This is a genomic window from Actinoplanes sandaracinus (assembly GCF_030009775.1).
GTDB classification, from domain to species: Bacteria; Actinomycetota; Actinomycetes; order Mycobacteriales; family Micromonosporaceae; genus Actinoplanes; species Actinoplanes sandaracinus.
Genome location: NZ_JASCTH010000058.1, coordinates 1 through 20,478 on the forward strand (window position 1 = coordinate 1; position 20,478 = coordinate 20,478).

Here is a 20,478-nt window from a genome sequence, read left to right on the forward strand (position 1 = left end):
ACACGCCGGCAGACCTCACGCGGTGACGGCGCCGACCTGCCAGCGTGTGTGGCGGGCGACGGGCCGGCCCGGAACGGGCCGGCCGTGCCGAGGATGCGAATCGTGCGGTGAGCGGATCCGTGTCAGTCGCCGCGTGCACACGCGGCGGATCCGCCACGCCGTCGGCCGGGGGACCGGCCGTTACTCGGGATCGGCCAGCTCGGCGAGATCCAGGTGGAGCATGGCCAGCAGGCCACCATGCCGGAGAGTGTCGATGCGCTCGGGTAGTTCCCGGTCGACGAACTCGGCCCGGACGTGCTGGCCGCGTTCACGGAGGACGGCGATGACGACTGCCTTCGAAATGGTCATTTCTGCTCTCTTGAGATCGCTCGCCGGCGGCGGAGCCGCCGAGGTCCGGAGCGACGGCCCCCAGAGTACGCCTGCCGGCCGGCCAGATGCCGCCGGTCACAACGGTCCCAGCGCGTCGGCGGGGTCGGCGCGCAGATCCAGGGACTCCAGCACGGTCAGGAGCTGCCGTTCCTCGTACCGGAAATGGTTCTCCATGATCGCGCCGATGCCGTCCAGATGCTCGCTGAGCCGGGCGGCCGGCTCGGACCGGTCCACGGCGGCCTGCAGGCCGCCGAGCAGGTGAGCGATCATGGAATGGTCCTGCTCCAGGCTCCGCAACACCGGCCGCAGGTGCGGATGGGCGGCGGCGATGGCCGGGAACAGGGTGCGGTCCTCACCCCGGTGATGGCCGTCGAGGGCGGCACAGAAGCCACGGCAGTACAGCAGCAGGTCGTGCAGCGCCGTGGCGTCGGTGTCCGCCTCGGCGAGGGATTTCCGGGTGAGGCGCAGCGCCTCGCGCAGGCGCCGGTGCACCTCGCGCATTTCTCGGCTCCAGGCCACCAGCCTGGTCGTCTCGCGCTCAGACACGCGAAGACGAAGGGTACGACGACAACGTCGGTCTCCTTCGGTTCGGCGCCTCCATGCCTGACACGGTCTGCCACCGGCACGCGACGCTGCCGACGATCTTACCCGCGCCGCGCCCGCCGCTCCACCCGGCCTCCCCACACAGTCAGCCCGCGCAAGAACCCGCGGTCAGCCCGCACGGGGGCCGCGGTTGGCGTGCTTCCACAGCCGGTTGTGGCCGACGTCGTCGAGGTCACGCCCCGGGTCGACGCGCGCGGAGAGGGCCGGGCCGTATACGGTCGATGACCATCGATGCGGTGGCTAGTCGTCGCGGGCCAGGTCGCGCAGCACCTGGATGAGCGCAGCGACGTTCGGCCGCTGCTGCGCCGAAGACCGGACCACGGCGACGATGTGCCTCTCGAAGGTCTCCGCCAGCGGCAGCACGTCGAACCGGGAGGGCCGCAGCCGCAGCATCAGATCGGTCACCGTGCTCACCCCGATCCCCGCCTCGACCAGGGCGAGGGACACCGCGGTGTCGACCACCTCGTGCCGCAGCTCCGGTTCGACCCGGGCGCGGCGGCAGACCGTCCGGATGGCCAGCCCGTAGTGGGTGTTCTCCGGCGGCAGGATCCAGCCGAGCGGCGGGCCGGTGTCGGCCAGGCTGACCGGGCCGGCGCCGGACATCGACCCGGCCGGCACCGCGAGCGAGAACCGCTCGCGAAAGAGCAGGACCACCCGCAGCGACGGGTCCCGCCGGATCGGAACGTCGGGATACTCCAGGCCGACCGCCAGATCGACCGTGCCGGAGGCGACCGCGTGGGCGACGTCGTCGACGACCAGCTCCCGGCTGCGGACCACCAGATCCGGATGCAGACGCCCGATCCGGGCCAGCATCAGCGGCAGCAGCTCCGCGGCAGCGGTGGCGAACAGGGCGATCCGGAGCTCACCGGCGACCCGTCCGGCGCTGCGCTCCAGCTCGGCCGTCGCCGCGGCCTCGATGTCGAGGATCCGCTGGGCGTGCCCCGCGAGCGCTAGCCCCGCGTCGGTCAGCTCGACGTGCCGCCCCACCCGCCGCAGCAGCGGTACCCCCGCCGCCCGCTCCAAGGCGCTGAGCTGCTGGGAGACCGCCCCCGGCGTGTAGCCGAGCGCGGTGGCCACCGCCGTGACGGTGCCCCGCCGGTGCAGCTCGACCAGCGACCGCAACTGCACGTTCGACCAGTCCATGCCATCTCCGCCCGACACTCGAAGGATTTAGAGAAGCTAAAGCCTCACGCCGACAAATCCGCGATGGACGTCACCGCGCCGGCCGACCCATCATGAGCCGTGGCCGCAGCGTCTCCCGCACCGTCCCTGCCCTCGAACGCCGAGGTCGTCGTCATCGGCGGCGGCGCGATCGGCACCAGCATCGCCTTCCACCTCGCCGAGGCGGGCGTCCGCGACGTCGTGCTCCTCGAACGCGGCGAACTCGGCAGCGGCTCGACCTGCAAGGCCGCCGGCGGTGTCCGTGCGCAGTTCTCCGACCGGATCAACATCGAGCTGGGCGCCCGCAGCCTGGAGGCGTTCGCGCGCTTCGGCCGGCGCCCCGGCCAGGAGATCGACCTGCACCGGGTCGGCTACCTGTTCCTGCTGTCCACCGCCGAGGACGTCGAGTCCTTCGAGCGTGACGTCGCGCTGCAGAACGAACTCGGCATCAGCAGCCGGATGATCGACGTCGCCGAGGCCGCGGCGCTGTCGCCGCTGATCACCACCGAGGGCCTGCTGGCCGCGGCCTGGTCGCCCGACGACGGCCACTGTACCCCGGAGTCCGTGGTGCTGGGTTACGCCGGCGCCGCCCGCCGGCACGGCGCCACCCTGCACACCCGGGTCACGGTCACCGGCATCGACGTGACCGGCGACCGGGCCCGTACCGTGCACACCGATCGCGGCCCGATCACCGCCGGCGCGGTGATCTGCGCGGCGGGAGCCTGGTCCGCCGCGATCGGTGAGATGGCCGGCACCGCTCTCCCGGTCACCCCGCTACGCCGGCAGATCATCTTCACCGAGCCGATGCCGGACCTGACCGGCCCGGTGCCCTTCACCATCGACTTCTCCTCCACTCTCTACTTCCACCGGGAGGGCCGCGGCCTGCTGATGGGCATGTCGGACCCGCTGCAGGAGCCCGGTTTCCACCACGGCTACTCCACCGGCTGGCTGCCCCGGCTGGGCGCCGCCATCGCGGCCCGCGCCCCGCGCCTGCTCGACGTCGGCCTGCGCGACGGCTGGGCCGGCCTCTACGAGGTGACCCCGGACCACAACGCGATCATCGGCCGCTCGGCGGCCACCACGAATTTCTTGTACGCCACCGGCTTCTCCGGGCATGGTTTCCTGCAGGCGCCGGCGGTCGGCGAGGTCGTCCGCGACCTCTATCTGGAGCGGACTCCGGTGGTGGACGTGTCCCCGCTGACCGCCGACCGCTTCGTCGCCGACGCGACCGGCCGGCCCGAGACGCACATCGTCTGACCTTCAGGAGCCGACGACATGACCACGATCCCCACCTGGCGGCTGCGGGCGGCCTTCGCCCGCGATCTCTCCACGATGTACGGCTACGAGGTGCCCGCCTACAACACCCTCGTGCAGGTCTCCGAAGAGGTCAACCGCGACGTCGTGCACCGTGACGGCGCCGGGGCGCAGCGGCTGGGGTCGATCGAGCGGATCACCGCGGAACGGCACGGAGCCATCCGGGTCGGCACCCCGGCCGAACTCGGCCAGGTGGCCCGCGTCTTCGGCGCTCTCGGGATGCGCCCGGTCGGCTTCTACGACCTGCGCGAGGCCGCCCGCAGCGCCGTGCCGGTGATCTCCACGGCGTTCCGGCCGGTCGACGCCGACGAACTGGCGCTCAACCCGTTCCGGGTGTTCACCTCGATGCTGACCCCCGCCGACCAGCGGTTCTTCAGCCCCGGCCTGCGTGCGCGACTGGAGACGTTCCTGGCCGGCCGGCAACTGTTCGGCCCGGAGCTGCTGGACCTCGCCGACCGGGCGGAACAGGAGCGGGGGCTGCCCGAGCCGGCCGCCGCCCGCTTCCTCGAACTGGCGGTGGGCGCCTTCGAACTCTCCGCCGAACCGGTGGACCGGGCCTGGTACGCGGAACTGGAGGCGGTGTCGGCCGTCGCCGCCGACATCGGCGGCGTGCGCAGCACCCACATCAACCACCTGACCCCGCGAGTGCTGGACATCGACGAGCTGTACCGGCGGATGACCGACCGCGGCATCGAGATGATCGACGCCATCCAGGGGCCGCCCCGCTGGCGCGGCCCGGACGTCCTGCTGCGCCAGACGTCGTTCCGGGCGCTCGCCGAGCCGCGGACGTTCCGCGAGGCGGACGGCACGATCGCCGAGGGGACCCTGCGGGTGCGGTTCGGCGAGGTGGAGGCACGCGGCATCGCGCTGACACCGGCCGGCCGGTCACGGTACGACACGCTGCTCACCGAGGTCGACCGGCGGCTGGCCGAGACCACCGGCCGCACCCGCGCCGACGTGGCCGTCGAGGTGTGGGAGCAGGGCCTGCCCGACACCGAGCGCGGCCTGCGTGAACAGGGCCTCGCCTACTTCACCTACACCCCGCGCCCCGACCACCCGCGGACAACGCCACCCGGCACCCTCGACGCCCTCGTCGACCAGGGCTGGGTCACCGCCACTCCGATCGTCTACGAGGATTTCCTGCCCCGCTCCGCCGCCGGGATCTTCCAGTCCAACCTCAGCGGCGAGGGCAGCCGCAACACCACGGTCCAGGGCGTCGGCTACGACCAGGCCTGGCTCTCCGGGGCGATCGGCAGAGACATTCACAACCCCTTCGATTTGTACGCGGGGGAGCAGGCCGCCTCGGTCGAGGCGGTCGCCGCGCACCTGAACCTACCGACCCTGAAGGACGTGTCATGAGCTCTCTGCCGACCACCCAGCAGCTGCGCGAGCGTGCCCGGGCCAGCCTCGACCGGATCGGCGTCGCCGTGGTGGAGGGCTCCGGCCTGTCGGCGCGGTCCCCGATCACCGGCGAGGATCTGTTCGGTCTGCGGGCGACCACCGACGACGAGGCACGGCAGGCGATCGCCGAGGCCGACCAGGCGTTCCGCGCGTGGCGCACGACGCCGGCGCCGGTGCGTGGCGAGCTCGTACGCACCCTCGGTGACCTGCTGCGCGCCCACAAGTCCGACCTCGCCGACCTGATCACCATCGAAGCCGGCAAGATCCGCTCCGAGGCCCTCGGCGAGGTCCAGGAGATGATCGACATCTGTGACTTCGCCGTCGGCCTCTCCCGCCAGCTCTACGGCCGTACCATCGCCTCCGAGCGGCCCGGCCACCGGCTCGCCGAGACCTGGCATCCCCTCGGTGTGGTCGGTGTCATCTCCGCCTTCAACTTCCCCGCCGCGGTCTGGTCGTGGAACACCGCCATCGCCCTGGTCTGCGGCGACGCGGTGGTGTGGAAGCCCAGCGAGCTGACCCCGCTGGTCTCCCTGGCCTCGAGCCGTCTCCTCGACCGCGCACTGGAACGGACCGGCGCGCCCCGCGCGCTGCACCGCCTGCTGCTCGGTGACCGCGCGGTGGGCGAGACCCTGGTCGACGATCCCCGGGTCGCGCTCGTCAGCGCCACCGGCTCCACCCGGATGGGCCGCGAGGTCGGCCCGCGCGTCGCCGCCCGGTTCGGCCGCGTGCTGCTCGAACTCGGCGGCAACAACGCGACGGTCGTGGCGCCGTCCGCGGACCTCGACCTCGCCGTGCAGGGCATCGTGTTCGCCGCGGCCGGAACCGCCGGCCAGCGCTGCACCACGCTGCGCCGCCTGATCGTCCACCGGGACGTCGCCGACCAGCTCGTCGAGAGGCTGGCCGCCGTCTACGGGCGGCTTCCCATCGGTGACCCGTTCGACGAGGCCACCCTGGTCGGGCCGCTCATCACCGACGCGGCCGCCGACGCCATGGCCGCCGCGCTGGACCGCGCCCAGGCCGAGGGCGGCAAGATCATCAGCGGTGGCCGCCGGCTCGGCGCCGGCGGCGGGGCCTATGTCGAGCCCGCGGTCGTACGGATGCCCAAGCAGACCGGCATCGTGCGGGAGGAGACGTTCGCGCCGATCCTGTACGTGCTCACCTATGACTCGTTCGAGGAGGCGGTGGCGCTGCACAACGACGTACCGCAGGGCCTGTCGTCGTCGATCTTCACCCGGGACCAGCAGGAGGCCGAACGCTTCCTCGCCGCCGACGGCTCCGACTGCGGCATCGCCAACGTCAACATCGGCACGTCGGGCGCCGAGATCGGCGGCGCCTTCGGCGGCGAGAAGGAGACCGGCGGCGGGCGCGAGTCCGGCTCGGACTCATGGCGCGCCTACATGCGGCGCGCCACCAATACGGTCAACTACACCAGCACGCTGGCCCTGGCCCAGAACGTCAGCTTCCTCTGACCAGCGGCGGCGAGGCGCCGGCGGCGGGGTCACCGGCAGCGGCGTCTCCGCCGCCGCCCTCGCCCCGGCACCGTCGCGGTCGCCTCGCCGGGACGTGGCGGGCGTCGCCGGCGCCGAGGCGGCGGTCGTGGCTCAGCGGCCGGGCCCGGCCAGCGCGCCGGACCGGTCGATCTGGATCCGGCCCCGGCGGGCGAAGCCACGGGCGGCGGGACGGGTGCTCCCGGACCTGCCGACGGTTTCGTCGGCGGCGATTCCGGTGCCCGGCGTGGTGCGGTTGACGGTGCGGCGCAGACCCGGATGCCGGGTCTCCCAGGCCTCGCGGACCCGGGACGGCAGGTGCAGGTCCCGCCAGACCTTGCGCAGCGTCGCCGGGTTGATCAGATCCTCCACCTCGCCGCAGCCGGCGGCCTCGCACAGGACCTGTTCATAGGCGTGCCGCACCTGGATGGGGTCCTCCAGGTCGTAGCGGCGGCGGCTGGCGTGTCCGCAGGCCATGTGATGGGGCAGTTCGAGAACGCCGAGGCTGTTTCCGTGCAGGTTGTCGATCCGGTCAGGGACAGCGGGGGCCCGGGTTGCGGCGCTGCGATTCTTGCGGCCGTCACGGGCGGCGACGTACGACATGCCCCCAGGCTAGGTGCGCGGACGCCCGCTTTCCACGCTGTCCCGGCTACCGGTGACGCGGGTCCGCCGGAGTGTCTGGTGGGGCCGGACGCGTCCCGCACGGTCCGGCATGCCCGTTCAGGCGAGCGAGGCGGCGCCGAAGGACACCGAGAAGCGCTCGCACCAGATGCTGACGCTGCGGAACGCCGCCGGGTCGACGCCGGCCCGGAACGGGTACACCTGGTCGCCGTGGTTGCCCTTGAGCCGGCCGAGTTCCGTGTGCACGCCGTCGTCGAAGACGCGCCAACCGTCGACGCCCGGGCGCACCGGCTGGTCGGACAGCAGGACCCGCAGGTCGGGGCCGTCACTGGTGTCCAGGCCGACCAGTTCCAGTTGGTGGCTGCCGTCGGCGTTGCGGATCACCCGGGCCGAGCCGGTGGTGTCGTGCTCGTGCGTCACGAAGGAGCCCTCCGCGACCACCACCGGCGACGCCGCGCCCGGACGCGCGGGGGAGCCCGATGCCGCCGGGCCGGCGGACGAACCCGGCTGCCCCGGGGAGCCCGACACCACCGGGCCGGCGGACGCGACCACCGAGATGGTGTCCGTCACCGTGGTGTCGGTGAACAGCCGCCAGGGCTGGAACCAGAAGAGCGCCCCGGCGCCGGCCAGTCCGAGGAGAGTCACGACGGCCCAGGTGACCGGTGTGGTGAGGAGTCTGCGGATCACGCTTCGAGTCAACCCGGGTTCGGCCGCCAACACCAGGCACGGCGGCTTACGAACCTCTTACGCCAGAACATCGAAGGACACGACTACCCTCGCTCGTAGGCGTGTCATCGCGAACAAGAGTGGACCGCGCCCCGGGGAGGCGACATGCACCCGCCGGAAGGTGGCCCTCCGACCGTCCCGCTGCCTGATCCCATCGTGACGTCGTCGACGACGTTCGACCTCGGCGCCGATCCCGCGGCCCTGGAGCGGGCGGCCGAGGCCGTGCGAACAACGGGCGGGCAGGCGTCCACCGCGCGGACCCTCGTGGACGCCGCCGCCGGCCGGATCGAGGTCGACAACGCGTGGGAGGGCGATACCGCGGACTCGTTCCAGACGCATCGCCGCCGGCTGACCGCCGATCTCGGCGTGGTCGGGGACGCGGCCGCCCGCGCCGCCGGCGCCCTGGCCGACATCGCCGGAGTCCTGCGCGCCGGGCAGGCGATGCTGGACGACCAGAGGGACCGGCTGGCGGGGGTCGCCGTGACCGTGGCCCCGGTCCGGTCGCCCGAGCCGGGCGAGCCGGCCGTCTCGACGCTGACGTTCGAACCGCGGGACCCGGCGGAGCACGCGCTGGTCTCGTCGGCCATCGCGGCGGCGCAGGAGATCCGCGGCGACGTCGACGAGCAGTTGGCGACGCAGGCCGGGCGGCTGCGCGGGGTCCGGTACGGCTGGAGCCAGTACGACCCGACCCATTCCGGGCCCCCGTCCCTGCGCACCGTCAGTGATCAGTGGAAGCCTCGCGATGTGCGGGTGCTGACCTACAACGTCGGTCAGGGATATCAGAACGAGCCGTGGTTCATGCCCGGAAGCGAGGGCGGCACCGACGCGGGCGACATCCCCGACGCCGGCCGGGTCATCGCGGGCAGCGGCGCCAACGTGGTCGCCCTGCAGGAGATGTTCCGAGAGGACGCGGAGCGGCTCATGGCCTGGCTCAACGCGAACGCCGGCGGTGGATGGGAGATGCACTTCGAGCGGGCCACCACGAAATACCAGTGGGACGCCAACACGAACCCGTTCGGGCCGGACTCCGAGGTCCGGGACTTCGGCAACGTCGTGCTGGTCCGCGGCGGCGGCGACGTCGGCGATCCCACCCAGCAGCCCGCGGTCCGGATCCAGGACTCGTGGGTCTTCGGTGAGGAGGAGCGGGTGCTGCAGAACACCGAGGTGCCGCTCGAACAGTGACGCGGGGACGGCCCGCGCCGGCGACCGTCACGGCCAGGCCGGCGCGACGCCCACGTCGACGACGAGACCGTCATGGTCCGACGGCCCACCGTCGATCGGCCGGGCGGGGCCGGTGACCGCGACGCCCGGGCCGGCGTAGACCTTGTCGATCGGCCGGCCGTGGTGCGTGCCCACCGGGCCGCCGCCGGCGTTCGTCGAGGCGTCGGTCCAGCCCTGCGCCTGGAGACGGCTGACCTCCGGCGGTTCGGCGGTGTTGAAGTCGCCGGCGAAGACAGCGGGGCCACCGGCGCCGGCCTCGATGTGGTCGACCGCGCGGCCGACCTGGGCGCGGCGGACGTTCTCGGCCTCCCGGCCCGCACCCGAGGCGACGTGGGTGTTGTGGACGGCGAGCGAGTTCGACCGCATCGCCGCGGCACAGAGGTCGTCCGCCGCCTCGGCGTCGACCCGGGAGAACGTGTGCATGATCGCGTCCAGCCGGCCCACGTCGGCCTCGACGGAGAACCGCAGATGCTCGAACGCGGTCTGGGCCTCTGTCATGGTGTCGCGCCAGATCTCGTGACACAGGGCGCTGCCCGGGGTGTTGCCGAAGGCCGGGTAGGAGAGGCCGCCCAGGGGTGGCGTGGCGGTGGTCCGCTTCTCCATGGTGCCGGCGGCCTTCTCGATCTCGTTCCTCAGCCCGCCGAGCCGTTCCAGATCGATGTGAGTCACTCGTCGAGGCTATGGCGCCGGTGCGAGTCTCGCCAGCGGCGACCGCGTCCGGGTCCCCGGCTCGCCGGTGACCCGGCAGGGACGCTCACGGACGATCGATCGGCTGCCCGCCCGGCGCGTCGTCCGCCGGTGGCAGGCGTGGTGTTCGGGTGTGTCAGACGTCCCGGCGGGCCGCGGCGACCTGTGCGGTGGTGACGGCGAACGGGTTGCGCAACCGGTGCATCGCCACCTCGCCCCGGTCGGACGAGCGAGGCGCGGGCGTCTCGTCGGGCGTGGGCGGAGCCAGGAACTGCGTCATGCGGCGCGGGTTGATCGGAGTCATGTGAGGCCTTCCTCGAACGGTACGTCGCCGGGAAGGCGTGGCCCAGGGGCCACGGAACATCGCAAGAAACGAACCTGTCGGTGTACGGAGTCGGTGAATCGCCGAACGGCGGCCCGCTGAATCAGTCGGGCCGCCGTCGGCGGAAATCATGGGATCAGAGCGGGCGGATGTTCGCCGCCTGCGGGCCCTTCTGGCCCTGGGTGACGTCGAACTCGACGCGCTGGTTCTCCTCGAGGTTGCGGAAACCGTCCGCAGCGATCGCCGAGTAGTGGGCGAAGACGTCAGCGCCACCGTCGTCCTGGCTGATGAAGCCGAAGCCCTTTTCGCCGTTGAACCACTTCACGGTACCTGTAGCCATGTCTGCTCCTTCGCAGGCTGTTGGAGGCCGCACTGTGCGAACTCCCACGCCGCTGCGTTGATCACCCGCGTCGAACCGACACGACAAACGAAAAGCGCCTGTGGGCTCAGAGATAACCCATCAGGCGCTTGAAAACGTCTACGGAAATCAAAACTGCAACTCGGCAAACCGTATCACGAATTTCGTCGGCAGATGCCCGGTTCCTCCACGCGGGTTCCGTCACAGCGCGGAATCCGCGATGTCCGGGCGGTGATGAAGGCGCCGGCCCGCCGAGGCGGCACTCGCACGGTCGCCCGTCGTGTGCGTACAGTGGGTTTGAACCCCTTCAGCGGCCGTTCATGAACCCTGCCCCCCAGGCCCGGTGACGCCCATCCCCGGCGTTCATTTCTGATCAGCGCTGACTGAACTGCCCGAGTGCCACCGAATACCCCGGAGCAAACATGACGTCAGCGTCTGCCACGCCCACGATCACCCCGTTCTCGTGGCGCGAGCCCACCAAGACCCTTCGGGAGAAGGCGACGGACAGGTTCCACGCCGCCCTCGCCGGGGTCCTGGCCGCCGGGATCGAGGACGCTCTCGCCGCCGGCGACCACGCGCGGGCCGTCAGCCTCATCAACCGCGGCTTCGCCGAAGGCAGCCCCGAGCTGGGCTGCGAGCTGCTTTACCAGGCCATCGCGGTCGTCGGCGCGGCCCGCACCTGGACCGTGCAGATCGCGCCCCAGACGCAGGTGCCGCACCGGCCGAGGCCCACGGCCTGACCGGTCGGCGCCCGGCCGGCGGTGCCAGGGCGATGGCGATGCCAGCGCTGATCAGGAGGCGTAACGCTTCTCGGCGCGGGCCTTGGCCTTCGCCGCCTCCACATCACGGTCGCGGGGCGCGGCGGTGGTGACCAGATTGGCCAGCAGCTCCGCGGTGGCGGCCGCGACCGCCGCGACGGCCTGATCGAAGGCGGCCTGATTGGCCTGCGACGGCCGGGTGCTCCCGGCGATCTTCCGGACGTACTGGAGCGCCGCGGCCTGGATCTCGTCCGGCGTGGCCGGCGGCTCGAAGTTGTGCAGCTGGTGGATGCTCCGGCACACGGTCGGATCCCTTCGGACGGGCGGCTCGCGGACCCGTCCAGACTAGGACCCGGCCGGTGGGACCGTCGATCCGACGGGTCCCGCCATCAGCGCCGCTGTGCCGCCGGAGCGCTGCCGCGCCGTGCTCATCCCTCTCGATCAAGCTGCGGAGCCGCCGGTCCGGCGGTTCCTAGGCGCGCTGCTCGGTGATGTCGAGGGGCTTGGCGGTGAGAACGTCCGAGCGCACGTACGCCAGGTCCAGGGTCACGTCGGTGAACCAGAGCACCGGCAGTGTCAGCGGCGGCGGCTGCTCCGGGGTGAAGGTGACCGGGATCAACCCGAACAGCTTGCCCTTGAACGTGGGGCTGTAGAACTCCACGTTGCCGTCGAGGATCAGCTCACCGCTCTCGATGACCGTGGTGGCGTCGCCGGGCTCGTCGATGGTGAGGCTGAACGGCTTGTTCACCACCTTGTCCATGGTGAACTTGAGCGACCGGATCGGCCCGTTCCCGGTGGGCACCTCGGCCACGCCGTCGTAGGACGACTCGTACATGGTCAGTGACGCGACCCTCACGACGCCGGGTTTCGCCCCGGCGAGGGGGAGACCGCCGTCCTGGGCCCGCACGTTCATCTGCCGGGCGCCGAGGCAGGGGATCTCCTCCGGCTTGGCAGTCGCCGGCGCCGACGGCGACACCGGCGCTGACACCGGCGCCGACGGGCTCGTGCTCGTGCTCGGCTTCGCCGACGGCGTCGTCGCGGTGGCGGAGGGGGCCACCGAGGGGGCGGCCGACGGCGACGCCGGAGCCTGCTTCTGGCCGCCGATGCCGATCAGGTCGCCGACGCCTTCCCAGAAGTCGTTGATGCCGTCCAGGATCGGGTGGTCGCTCTCCTGCTCGGTCTGCGTCGCGGACGGCGACGGTGACGGTGAGGAGGACGGGGACGTGGAGCTCGGTGAACCGCTGGAGCCGGTCCTCGTCGCGGAGGGGCCGGGCTTGGCGGTGCTCGCGCTGGGGGAGACCGACGCCTTGCGCGAGGGCAGGCCCTCCGGGCATTCCGCGGCCTCGGCGGGCCGGTGCCCGGCGGCTGTCACCGTGGCCGCGACCAGCACCGGGGCCATGATGATCAGCGCCTTGCGGTGCAGCGACCCCGGCCGGGGCAGGGGTGTGGCGGGCTTCTCGCCCACCGGGCCGATCTCCTGGGTCGGCCGCTCACCGGCGAGCGGGGCCGGCCGCTCACCCGCGAGCGGAGCCTGCCGCTCGCCCGCGAGCGGGGCCGTCCGCTCGCCGAGGAACCGGGTCGGTTCCTCGCCGGCCGGGTCGCCGGCGAACTGGTCGGTGGGCTCGCTCGACGGCTCGCCGGCGCCCGGCGCCCGCGGATTCGCGGGCGGCCCCCAGGCGATGACCAGCGCGCCACCCACGATGCCGAGCATCATGCCGGCGATCCAGCCGCCGAGGTTGAGGCCGATGAAGGAGTAGAGCGCGGTGAGGATGGCGATCACGCCGTAGAACAGCCGCTGCGCCGGGGAGAACCAGGTCAGCACGCCGGCGGTGATCAGCATGACGGGCAGCAGGTAGGAGAAGAATCCCTGCGGCCCGATATGGATCTTGATGTTGTCCAGTTCCATGTTCGCGCTACCGAGCATCTCCAGCCCCGACAGCACCAGGAGGAGCCCGCCCCAGAACGGCCGGACCCGCCGCCACCGCCGGAACCTGCCCCAGATGTTCTCCGTCGCCACGGGTCCTCCTACGAACGTCCCAGCAGAATGACGGGCCCGCGGAGGAATGCCCCGCGAGCCGGAGTGAACAGTGGTCAGTAGCACTCGTGTTCGCCGCTGAGGTGCAGCTTCAGGCTCATGCCGTTGAGGACGAAGGTCGAGGCCGAGGTGTAGTACGCCTGCTGCCGGAGGTTCTGGATCGTGACGGTCCTGGACTGCTGGCCGAAGGAGAGCGCGGCGCCGTGGCTCTCCGCCTCGTCCCGGTTCAGGGTGGAGCCGTCCAGGCCGATCTGGATGTCCTCGAAGGTGGCGTCGCCGCCGAGTTCGGACATGCCGATGAGCAGGTTCTCGGCGTGCACCGGGCGCTTCTCGTCGCCACCGGCCTCGATACGCAGGGTCACCGGACCGACCGCCACCGACTGGCAGAGATTCCACAGGTCGGCCTCACGGATGCCGGACATGGCCGCCGTGATCCTGCCCTTGTCCGCCGACGGGTCGTTCGAGGCCAGCTGGCCGCTGTACTGGGTGAAGCCTTTCCCGACCAGTTTGTCGGCGGAGAGCTTGAACTGCTTGCCGGACACGGTGAAGTTCGCGGCCAGGGCGCCCTCGGCCAGGGCGAGGACCAGCCCACCGGCGACCACTGTCGGCAGGCCCACCGCAACGGCGAACCGGCGCCAGTTGGTGCGCCCGTACGCCGGAGCGCTTTGCTCATCCTCCACGGAACCTCCTCAAGGATGGTGCGACCGGCGACCCGCGCAGCGAGACACGTCGATGGTCGCGGCCGTAATGTGCCGGAAATGTTGCCGCTGCGGGGCGGGGATAACAAGGGCTTGATTTACCGGTCAGTAACCCAGGTCACTTGATCAACATGACTGACGGTGATCTTCACCACGCAGGTGTCCGAAATTTCCGATATTTGGAAGCCGCGCGGCCATTTACCCGTTACCCGGGGTACGCAAGGCCTGGTTTATTGCGGATCGGTAACGAAGTGATTTTGGCGCGTGGTGACTTACGTCTCGGCCCCAACCTGCCGAACTGAGGGGCATGAACGCCCGCGAGGACCGCCGCCGATGAGTGTGCAGCGTCGGCTCAACGTGGGGTCCTTCCTCGTGTTGCTCCTGTTCGTCGTCCTCCTGGCGGTGCAGTTCGTCGCCGGTCCGCGCCTGCGCACGCAGTACGACGGCGACATCGCCCGCGCCGACCGCGCCGCGGCCGCCAACGACCAGGTCCTCCAGCGGATGACCGACGCCGAGACCGGGGTTCGCGGCTTCCAGCTCACCGGGGACCCGGCCTTCCTGGAGCCGTACGAGGAGGGCTGGACCGGCGCTCTCGCCGGCCTCGACGAGATCGCGAACAACGGCTTCGCCCCGCAGGTCGAACAACTGCTCGGCCGCGAGCGCGAGGCCGTCCGCGCGTGGCTGGACGGGTACGCCCTGCCGATCGTCACGGCCGGCGTGCCCGACAACGACGGCGCCCGCGCGGTCGAGGGCAAGCGGCTGTTCGACGAGATCCGCATGGTCGGTGAGGTGCTCGACCGGGTCCTCGCCGCCGAGCGCCGCAACCTGATCGCCGCCGAACTCTCCGAACGCCGGCTGCTCGACCTCTTCTCGGCCGGTCTCGTCGCGGCGATCCTGCTGGTGAGCTACGCCGTCGCCCGGACCGCCCGGCGGCAGCTCCTGGTCCCGCTCGGCGACCTCGGCAGGACCATCCGCAGCCTGGCCGGCGGGAACCTCGCGACCCGGGCCGAACCGGGGGGCGCGGCGGAACTGCGTACCGTCGTCCAAGCCGTCAACGATCTGGCCGCGCAGACCGAGACCCTGCTCGCCGCCGAGCAGGCCCGCGCCGCGCGGGCCGGCCTGCGGCAGGCCGTCGCCGCCGAGATGCAGGAGATGACCGACCCGACGGCGTGCGCGCACCGCATCGCCGAACTGATCGGCGCCGCGGTCTGCGCCGGCGCCGTGCACTGCGAGATGGTCTTCCCCGGCACCGGGACCGTGCACGTCGCCTGGCCGTCCGACGCCCGCGGGCTGGCCGCCGGGCTCACCGCCGAGATGCTCGCCGGGAAGCCCGGCCAGCTGCGGGTGCGCCCCGACGGGAGCATCTGGCTGGCCATCGGTGGCGACGACTGCGCGCCCGGATACCTCTACGCCGTCCGGCCCAGCGCCCCGGTCTGGACCGAGGCCGAGCAGCGCCTGCTCGCCGGGGTCGGCCGGGAGATCGAACGGGCGGTACGCCAGCTCACCGTGCAGCACCAGCAGGCCCGCCTGATCACCGAACTGCGGATGCTCGACCAGCGCAAGGACGTCTTCATCCAGACCGTCACGCACGAACTGCGCACGCCGCTGACCAGCATCCTCGGTTACGCCGAGATGATCGCGGACGACGAGGGCGAACTCACCGCGATCCAGCAGCGCGCCCTGGACGCCATCCTGCGCAACTCCCACCGGCTGCACGACACGATCGGCGACCTGGTCCTGCTGGACCGCCCGGATCGCGGCGCCGCGCTGCACACCGAGACCCTGGACCTGGCGGACGTCGCCCGGATGGTCCGCGGCGAACTCGGCAACGCGGCCGGGGCGAAGAACCTCACCGTCACCGTCGACGCCGACGAGGGATGGGTCCGGGGCGACCGCACCCAGCTGCAACGGGCCCTGAGCAGACTGCTGGACAACGCGATCAAGTTCACCCCGGCCGGCGGGAGCGTCGAGTGCCGGGTGACCGCGGACGCCCGGACCGTCGCGGTCGCCGTCACCGACACCGGCATCGGCATCCCGGCCGAGGACGTGCGCGGCCTGTTCACCCCGTTCCACCGGGCCGGCAACGCGGTGGACCAGGCCGTCCAGGGGCCCGGTCTCGGGCTGGCCATCGTCCGCGACATCGTCCGCGACCACGGCGGCACCATCACCGTGCAGTCGGTGGTCGGGCGCGGCAGCACGTTCACGGTGACCCTTCCGGCCGCCTCCGCATCCGCGCCGGTGCTCCCACCCGTCGTGGTGCCCGCCGAGCCGAAATCGCCGGCTCACGTGTGAGCCGGACGATCGTTACCGGAATGACGATCAAGCGGTACACCGTGGTTATGCCGCGCTGCCGCCACAAAGTGCCCCGCCACGCCGCCGTACGCCGCCTGACCAGGAACTTCACCCGGAACGAGGCGGGGGAGCACTATCCGGCCGGTTCTTCGAGGGCCTCCGGGGATCGCCGGGATCCGAAACATGAAGCGCGTAGCGTGCTTATGTGGATCTGCACACCGTCACCGAAGTGATCAGCCCAGCCTCGCCCGGCCAGTGGCGGCCCGGCGACGCCTGGATGGGCGGGGGCACCGCCCTGCTCGGCGAGCCCCGCCCGCACATCACCCGGCTGCTCGACCTCGCGGCCGCCGGCTGGCCGCCACTCACCGTCCACGACGACGGCGTCGAGATCGCGGCCACCTGCACCATCGCCGAACTCGCCGACAGGCTGGGCCGGCACGGCATCGTGCTCCAGTGCTGTCACGCGTTCCTCGCCTCCTTCAAGGTCTGGAACGTGGCCACCGTCGGCGGCAACCTCTGCGCCGCCCTCCCGGCCGGGCCGATGATCTCGCTGAGCGTCGCCCTGGACGGGACGTGCGTGCTGATCGGGCCGGACGGCGCCGAGCGCCGGGTGCCGGCGGCCGAGTTCGTCACCGGTGAGGGCACGACCGTGCTGCGCGACGGCGAGTTCCTGCGGGCCGTCCACCTGCCCTCGGCCGCGCTCGGCGCGCGTACGGCGTACCGCCGAGGGTCGCTGCACCGCCATGGCCGCTCGGCCGTGCTGCTGATCGGCAGGGCGGAGCCCGCCGGAGGCATGTCACTGACGGTGACCGCCGCGACCCGCCGCCCCCATGTCCTCCGCTTCCCCGCACCGCCGTCACCGGCCGACCTGGACGCCGCGCTCGACACCATCCCGGCCGCCCAGTACGTCGACGACGTGCACGGCCGCCCCGTCTGGCGGCGGCATCTGACCCGGCACTACGCGACCCAGATCCGGGCCGAACTAGCACCCTGAACACCGACCGCAGGACTTCCGGCCGCACCCCGCGGCCGGCAGGAAGGCAACCGCATGACCATCGAGATCAACGGGACACCGCACGACCGCGCACCCCGCCCCGGCCAGTGCCTGCGCACCTATCTGCGCGAGGAGGGCTGCTTCGGCGTCAAGAAGGGCTGCGACGCCGGCGACTGCGGAGCGTGCACGGTGCACGTGGACGGCACACCGGTGCACAGTTGCGTCTACCCGGCCTTCCGGGCACAGGGACGCACCGTCACCACCATCGAGGGCCTGGCCGGACCCGACGGCCTGCACCCGGTGCAACAGTGCTTCCTCGACGCGCAGGGATTCCAGTGCGGCTTCTGCACCGCCGGCATGATCATGACGACGGCGGCGCTCACCGACGGCCAGCGCGAGGACCTGCCGCGGTCCCTCAAAGGCAACCTCTGCCGGTGTACGGGCTATCGCGCCATCACCGACGCCATCGAGGGACGGCCCGCGGCCGTCAGCCCGCCGGCCGGCTCGGCTGTCGGATCGAGCCTCGGCGCGCCCGCCGGACCACAGGTGGTCACCGGCGCCGCCCGCTACACGTTCGACCTCGACGTGCCCGGCATGCTGCACCTCAAGGTGCTGCGCTCGCCGCACGCCCACGCCCGCATCCTGTCCATCGACACGTCGGCCGCCCTCGCCGTCGAAGGCGTCGAGGCCGTCCTGACCCACAAGGACGCCCCGGACCCGCTCTTCTCCACCGGGCAGCACGAGATCGAGGCCGAGGACCCGTACGACACCCGGCTCCTTGACGAGGTCGTGCGGTTCGTCGGCCAGCGGGTCGCGGCGGTGGTCGCCGACTCGGAGGCGGCCGCCGAGGAAGGGGTGCGGCGGCTCCGCGTCGAGTACGAGGTGCTGCCGGCCGTGATCGATCCGGCGCTCGCGATGCGGCCCGGCGCCCCGCTGGTGCACGGGGACAAGGGGATCGCGCAGGGCATCGTCCGGGCGAACGCCAACGTGGTGGGGGAGCTGCACGCCGGGATCGGCGACGTCGACGCCGGTTTCGCCGCCGCCGACGCCGTCTATGAGGCGACCTTCCGGACCCCCCGGGTGCAGCACGCCAGCCTGGAGACGCACGGGGCCGTCGGCTGGCTCGACGAGAACGATCGACTGGTCATCCGGTCGAGCACGCAGACGCCGTTCCTCACTCGGCGGGCCGTCTCGCGGCTGTTCGGCCTCGGTCTCGACGAGGTGCGCGTGGTCGCCGGGCGGGTCGGCGGCGGATTCGGCGGCAAGCAGGAGATGCTGGTCGAGGACCTGGTGGCGCTGGCCGTGCTGCGCACCGGCAGCCCGGTCAAGTGGGAGTTCACCCGCGCCGAACAGTTCACCGCCGCCACCACCCGGCACCCGTTTGAGATCACCGTCAAGGCCGGCGCGCGGGTCGACGGCACGATCACGGCCCTCCAGCTCACCGTGCTGGCCAACACCGGCGCCTACGGCAATCACGGCCCGTCGGTGATGCACCACGCCTGCCACGAGACGGTCGCCGTCTATCAGTGCGCGAACATCCGGACCGATGCCCACTCCGTCTACACGAACACCGTGCCGGCCGGGGCGTTCCGTGGCTACGGCCTCGGACAGGTCACCTTCGCCGTCGAGCAGGTGCTCGACGAGGTGGCCCGCATGATCGGCATGGACCCGGTCACGTTCCGCGAGATCAACGTGGTCCGGCCCGGCGATGACCTGACCGCGCCCGGCGCCCACGTCCCCGACCTCGGCATCGCCAGTTACGGCCTGGACCAGTGCCTGGCCCGGATGCGCCAGGCCGCCGCCACGGCTGACGAGGCGCCGCCCGGCTGGCTGGTCGGCGAGGGCATGGCGATCGCGATGATCGCGGCCGGCCCGCCCGGCGGCCACTTCGCCGACGCCACCGTCACCCTGCTGCCCGACGGCCGTTACGAGCTGGCCGTCGGCACCGCCGAATTCGGCAACGGCAGCACCACGGTGCACGCGCAGATCGTCGCCGACGAGCTGCACACCACGCCCGACCGGATCGTGATCAGACAGTCCGACACCGACGTGGTCGGCCACGACACCGGCGCCTTCGCCTCCACCGGCGTCGTCGTCGCCGGCCAGGCGGTCCTGCGCGCCGCTCGGGACCTGCGCTCCCGGATCCTCGCCGCGGCCGGCCGCACCCCCGGCGAAGTCCAGGCTCTCACCGCGTCATCGGTGGCCGGCATCGAGCTCGCGAGCCTGGCACCGCTCTCGGCGAGCGGACATTTCGACGGCACCCCGCGGTCGGTGGCCTTCAACGCTCAGTTCTTCCGGATAGCCGTCGAGCCGGACACCGGCGAGCTGCGCATCCTCCGCTCGGTGCACAGCGCCGACGCCGGCACCGTGATGAACCCGCTGCAACTCCGCGGTCAGATCGAGGGCGGCGTGGCCCAGGCCATCGGCGCCACCCTCGCCGAACACGTCGACGTCGACGAGACCGGCCAGGTCACCACGGCCGCCTTCCGCCAATACCACCTGCCCACGTTCGCCGACATCCCGTACACCGAGGTGCACTTCGCCGACACCACCGACGCGATCGGCCCGCTCGGCGCGAAATCGATGAGCGAATCCCCGTACAACCCGGTGTCTCCCGCCCTGGGAAACGCCCTCCGCGACGCCATCGGCGTGCGCCTCACCGATCTGCCCTACACCGCCGACCGCATCTGGCAGGCCATGAATCCCTGACCCGTCCCGGCGGCGCGGCGCGGCCGCGGCATACTGCTGAGCCATGATCGCTGGTGATGGGCTCCTCTACCTGCTGGTGTGCGCGGCCGGCCCCGCTTCCGGGGTCGGCCGCCTGGTGGAACTCGCGCAGGCCGACGGCTGGACCGTGCAGGTGGTCGCCACGCCGTCGGCGCTCGCCTTCATCGACGCCGCGGCGCTGGGGGAGCAGACCGGGCGGCCGGTCCGCAGCCGTTACCGCTCCCCGTCCGAGCCCCGCCCACCCCGGCCGGACGCCGTCATCCTCGCCCCGGCCACCTACAACACGATCAACAAGTTCGCCCTGGGCATCGCCGACACCTATGTGCTGGGCCTGCTCGCCGAAGCGCCCGGCCTCGGCATCCCGGTCGTGGTCCTGCCCTACGTCAACGCCGCGCTGGCGTCCCGGGCGCCGTGGCGCCGCAGCGTGGAACAGTTGCGGGCCGAGGGCGTCCGGGTGCTTCCCGGGCCGGGCGACGACGTCGCGGCGTTCCCCTGGCACCTGGCCCTGCGAGCGCTCGGGGACGACCCGGCCTAGGCACGGAGAGATCTCGCGCGATCGCTGAACCAGACGACGAACCCCGTCAGGCTGCTCGTGTGACATGGGCGGGCAGGGTCTTGGCGGTCTTGGCGGGGTGGTGTGCGAGGGTGCCGGCCGGTTGGTGCCGGGTGTCGGGGGCCTGGGTGGTGGTGGCGGCTTCGGTGCG

General features: G+C 72.1%; 20 protein-coding genes. 9 read left to right on the forward strand and 11 right to left on the reverse strand.

The genetic code is table 11. The features are described from left to right. Positions 1-180: 180 nt before the first annotated feature. From QLQ12_RS45470 to QLQ12_RS45480, 3 genes are all read right to left on the reverse strand, one after another. Positions 181-348: a hypothetical protein gene (locus QLQ12_RS45470; protein ID WP_282767309.1), complete on the reverse strand. Its 168-nt coding sequence runs from the start codon at positions 346-348 to the stop codon at positions 181-183. Positions 349-444: 96 nt separating this feature from the next. After that, positions 445-915 (reverse strand): hemerythrin domain-containing protein, encoded by a 471-nt coding sequence (locus tag QLQ12_RS45475; RefSeq protein WP_282767310.1) that lies wholly within the window; start codon positions 913-915, stop codon positions 445-447. Positions 916-1,212: 297 nt separating this feature from the next. After that, positions 1,213-2,115, reverse strand: a complete 903-nt coding sequence (locus QLQ12_RS45480; protein ID WP_282767311.1) for a LysR family transcriptional regulator — start codon at positions 2,113-2,115, stop codon at positions 1,213-1,215. A gap of 99 nt (positions 2,116-2,214) precedes the next feature. Here QLQ12_RS45480 and QLQ12_RS45485 point away from each other — a divergent pair, with 99 nt between their 5' ends. The 3 genes from QLQ12_RS45485 to amaB are packed head-to-tail and all read left to right on the forward strand — an operon-like array spanning position 2,215 to position 6,317. Next, positions 2,215-3,390: an NAD(P)/FAD-dependent oxidoreductase gene (locus QLQ12_RS45485; RefSeq protein ID WP_282767312.1), complete on the forward strand. Its 1,176-nt coding sequence runs from the start codon at positions 2,215-2,217 to the stop codon at positions 3,388-3,390. A gap of 18 nt (positions 3,391-3,408) precedes the next feature. Then, positions 3,409-4,806: a 2-oxoadipate dioxygenase/decarboxylase gene (gene hglS / locus QLQ12_RS45490; RefSeq protein WP_282767313.1), complete on the forward strand. Its 1,398-nt coding sequence runs from the start codon at positions 3,409-3,411 to the stop codon at positions 4,804-4,806. Further along, positions 4,803-6,317, forward strand: a complete 1,515-nt coding sequence (gene amaB, locus QLQ12_RS45495; RefSeq protein WP_282767314.1) for an L-piperidine-6-carboxylate dehydrogenase — start codon at positions 4,803-4,805, stop codon at positions 6,315-6,317. Before hglS ends, amaB begins: the two co-directional genes overlap by 4 nt. A 132-nt stretch (positions 6,318-6,449) precedes the next feature. On the opposite strand, the gene QLQ12_RS45500 is transcribed toward amaB, so the two are convergent. Then, complete coding sequence (locus QLQ12_RS45500) at positions 6,450-6,938, reverse strand: hypothetical protein (RefSeq protein ID WP_282767315.1); 489 nt, start codon at positions 6,936-6,938, stop codon at positions 6,450-6,452. Between the two features lie 117 nt (positions 6,939-7,055). Beyond that, positions 7,056-7,643, reverse strand: coding sequence for a DM13 domain-containing protein (locus tag QLQ12_RS45505; RefSeq protein WP_282767316.1), 588 nt, complete (start codon positions 7,641-7,643; stop codon positions 7,056-7,058). A gap of 144 nt (positions 7,644-7,787) precedes the next feature. Between QLQ12_RS45505 and QLQ12_RS45510 the strand changes: the two genes are divergently transcribed. Then, entirely contained in the window at positions 7,788-8,864 is a 1,077-nt protein-coding gene (locus tag QLQ12_RS45510; protein WP_282767317.1) for a hypothetical protein, read from the forward strand. Positions 8,865-8,891: 27 nt separating this feature from the next. Here the strand turns inward: QLQ12_RS45510 and QLQ12_RS45515 are convergent, their stop codons facing one another. The 3 genes from QLQ12_RS45515 to QLQ12_RS45525 all read right to left on the reverse strand — a co-directional run bounded on the left by QLQ12_RS45515 (position 8,892) and on the right by QLQ12_RS45525 (position 10,252). Then, complete coding sequence (locus tag QLQ12_RS45515; RefSeq protein WP_282767318.1) at positions 8,892-9,572, reverse strand: endonuclease/exonuclease/phosphatase family protein; 681 nt, start codon at positions 9,570-9,572, stop codon at positions 8,892-8,894. A gap of 154 nt (positions 9,573-9,726) precedes the next feature. Continuing rightward, positions 9,727-9,894 carry a hypothetical protein gene (locus QLQ12_RS45520; protein WP_282767319.1) on the reverse strand — a complete coding sequence of 56 codons (168 nt, stop codon included), beginning with the start codon at positions 9,892-9,894 and terminating at the stop codon, positions 9,727-9,729. Between the two features lie 154 nt (positions 9,895-10,048). After that, on the reverse strand, positions 10,049-10,252 hold the full coding sequence (locus tag QLQ12_RS45525; RefSeq protein WP_282767320.1) for a cold-shock protein: 204 nt from the start codon (positions 10,250-10,252) through the stop codon (positions 10,049-10,051). A 440-nt stretch (positions 10,253-10,692) separates the two neighbouring features. Here QLQ12_RS45525 and QLQ12_RS45530 point away from each other — a divergent pair, with 440 nt between their 5' ends. After that, positions 10,693-11,010, forward strand: coding sequence for a hypothetical protein (locus tag QLQ12_RS45530; RefSeq protein ID WP_282767321.1), 318 nt, complete (start codon positions 10,693-10,695; stop codon positions 11,008-11,010). 51 nt (positions 11,011-11,061) lie between these two features. Here QLQ12_RS45530 and QLQ12_RS45535 read toward each other — a convergent pair whose 3' ends face one another. The 3 genes from QLQ12_RS45535 to QLQ12_RS45545 all read right to left on the reverse strand — a co-directional run bounded on the left by QLQ12_RS45535 (position 11,062) and on the right by QLQ12_RS45545 (position 13,743). Then, positions 11,062-11,331, reverse strand: a complete 270-nt coding sequence (locus QLQ12_RS45535) for a DUF2277 domain-containing protein (RefSeq protein WP_282767322.1) — start codon at positions 11,329-11,331, stop codon at positions 11,062-11,064. 169 nt (positions 11,332-11,500) lie between these two features. Continuing rightward, positions 11,501-13,045 carry a DUF6114 domain-containing protein gene (locus QLQ12_RS45540; RefSeq protein WP_282767323.1) on the reverse strand — a complete coding sequence of 515 codons (1,545 nt, stop codon included), beginning with the start codon at positions 13,043-13,045 and terminating at the stop codon, positions 11,501-11,503. Positions 13,046-13,119: 74 nt separating this feature from the next. Next, complete coding sequence (locus QLQ12_RS45545) at positions 13,120-13,743, reverse strand: DUF6230 family protein (RefSeq protein ID WP_282767324.1); 624 nt, start codon at positions 13,741-13,743, stop codon at positions 13,120-13,122. 351 nt (positions 13,744-14,094) lie between these two features. Between QLQ12_RS45545 and QLQ12_RS45550 the strand changes: the two genes are divergently transcribed. From QLQ12_RS45550 to QLQ12_RS45565, 4 genes are all read left to right on the forward strand, one after another. Further along, positions 14,095-16,053, forward strand: coding sequence for an ATP-binding protein (locus QLQ12_RS45550; RefSeq protein ID WP_282767325.1), 1,959 nt, complete (start codon positions 14,095-14,097; stop codon positions 16,051-16,053). A gap of 205 nt (positions 16,054-16,258) precedes the next feature. Next, complete coding sequence (locus QLQ12_RS45555; protein WP_282767326.1) at positions 16,259-17,047, forward strand: FAD binding domain-containing protein; 789 nt, start codon at positions 16,259-16,261, stop codon at positions 17,045-17,047. A 54-nt stretch (positions 17,048-17,101) separates the two neighbouring features. Continuing rightward, positions 17,102-19,756: a molybdopterin-dependent oxidoreductase gene (locus QLQ12_RS45560; protein WP_282767327.1), complete on the forward strand. Its 2,655-nt coding sequence runs from the start codon at positions 17,102-17,104 to the stop codon at positions 19,754-19,756. Between the two features lie 43 nt (positions 19,757-19,799). After that, the gene (locus QLQ12_RS45565; protein WP_282767328.1) at positions 19,800-20,309 is read left to right on the forward strand and encodes a flavoprotein; all 510 of its coding nucleotides are present in this window, start codon (positions 19,800-19,802) and stop codon (positions 20,307-20,309) included. The last annotated feature ends 169 nt before the right edge of the window (positions 20,310-20,478 follow it).

Excerpts from the sequence above, each read along its gene's own strand:
- QLQ12_RS45530 (WP_282767321.1), top strand. The coding sequence starts at position 10,693 with ATGACGTCAGCGTCTGCCACGCCCACGATCACCCCGTTCTCGTGGCGC.
- QLQ12_RS45500 (WP_282767315.1), bottom strand. The coding sequence starts at position 6,938 with ATGTCGTACGTCGCCGCCCGTGACGGCCGCAAGAATCGCAGCGCCGCA.
- hglS (WP_282767313.1), top strand. The coding sequence starts at position 3,409 with ATGACCACGATCCCCACCTGGCGGCTGCGGGCGGCCTTCGCCCGCGAT.
- QLQ12_RS45565 (WP_282767328.1), top strand. The coding sequence starts at position 19,800 with ATGATCGCTGGTGATGGGCTCCTCTACCTGCTGGTGTGCGCGGCCGGC.
- QLQ12_RS45520 (WP_282767319.1), bottom strand. The coding sequence starts at position 9,894 with ATGACTCCGATCAACCCGCGCCGCATGACGCAGTTCCTGGCTCCGCCC.
- QLQ12_RS45560 (WP_282767327.1), top strand. The coding sequence starts at position 17,102 with ATGACCATCGAGATCAACGGGACACCGCACGACCGCGCACCCCGCCCC.
- amaB (WP_282767314.1), top strand. The coding sequence starts at position 4,803 with ATGAGCTCTCTGCCGACCACCCAGCAGCTGCGCGAGCGTGCCCGGGCC.
- QLQ12_RS45470 (WP_282767309.1), bottom strand. The coding sequence starts at position 348 with ATGACCATTTCGAAGGCAGTCGTCATCGCCGTCCTCCGTGAACGCGGC.
- QLQ12_RS45510 (WP_282767317.1), top strand. The coding sequence starts at position 7,788 with ATGCACCCGCCGGAAGGTGGCCCTCCGACCGTCCCGCTGCCTGATCCC.
- QLQ12_RS45525 (WP_282767320.1), bottom strand. The coding sequence starts at position 10,252 with ATGGCTACAGGTACCGTGAAGTGGTTCAACGGCGAAAAGGGCTTCGGC.
- QLQ12_RS45480 (WP_282767311.1), bottom strand. The coding sequence starts at position 2,115 with ATGGACTGGTCGAACGTGCAGTTGCGGTCGCTGGTCGAGCTGCACCGG.
- QLQ12_RS45550 (WP_282767325.1), top strand. The coding sequence starts at position 14,095 with ATGAGTGTGCAGCGTCGGCTCAACGTGGGGTCCTTCCTCGTGTTGCTC.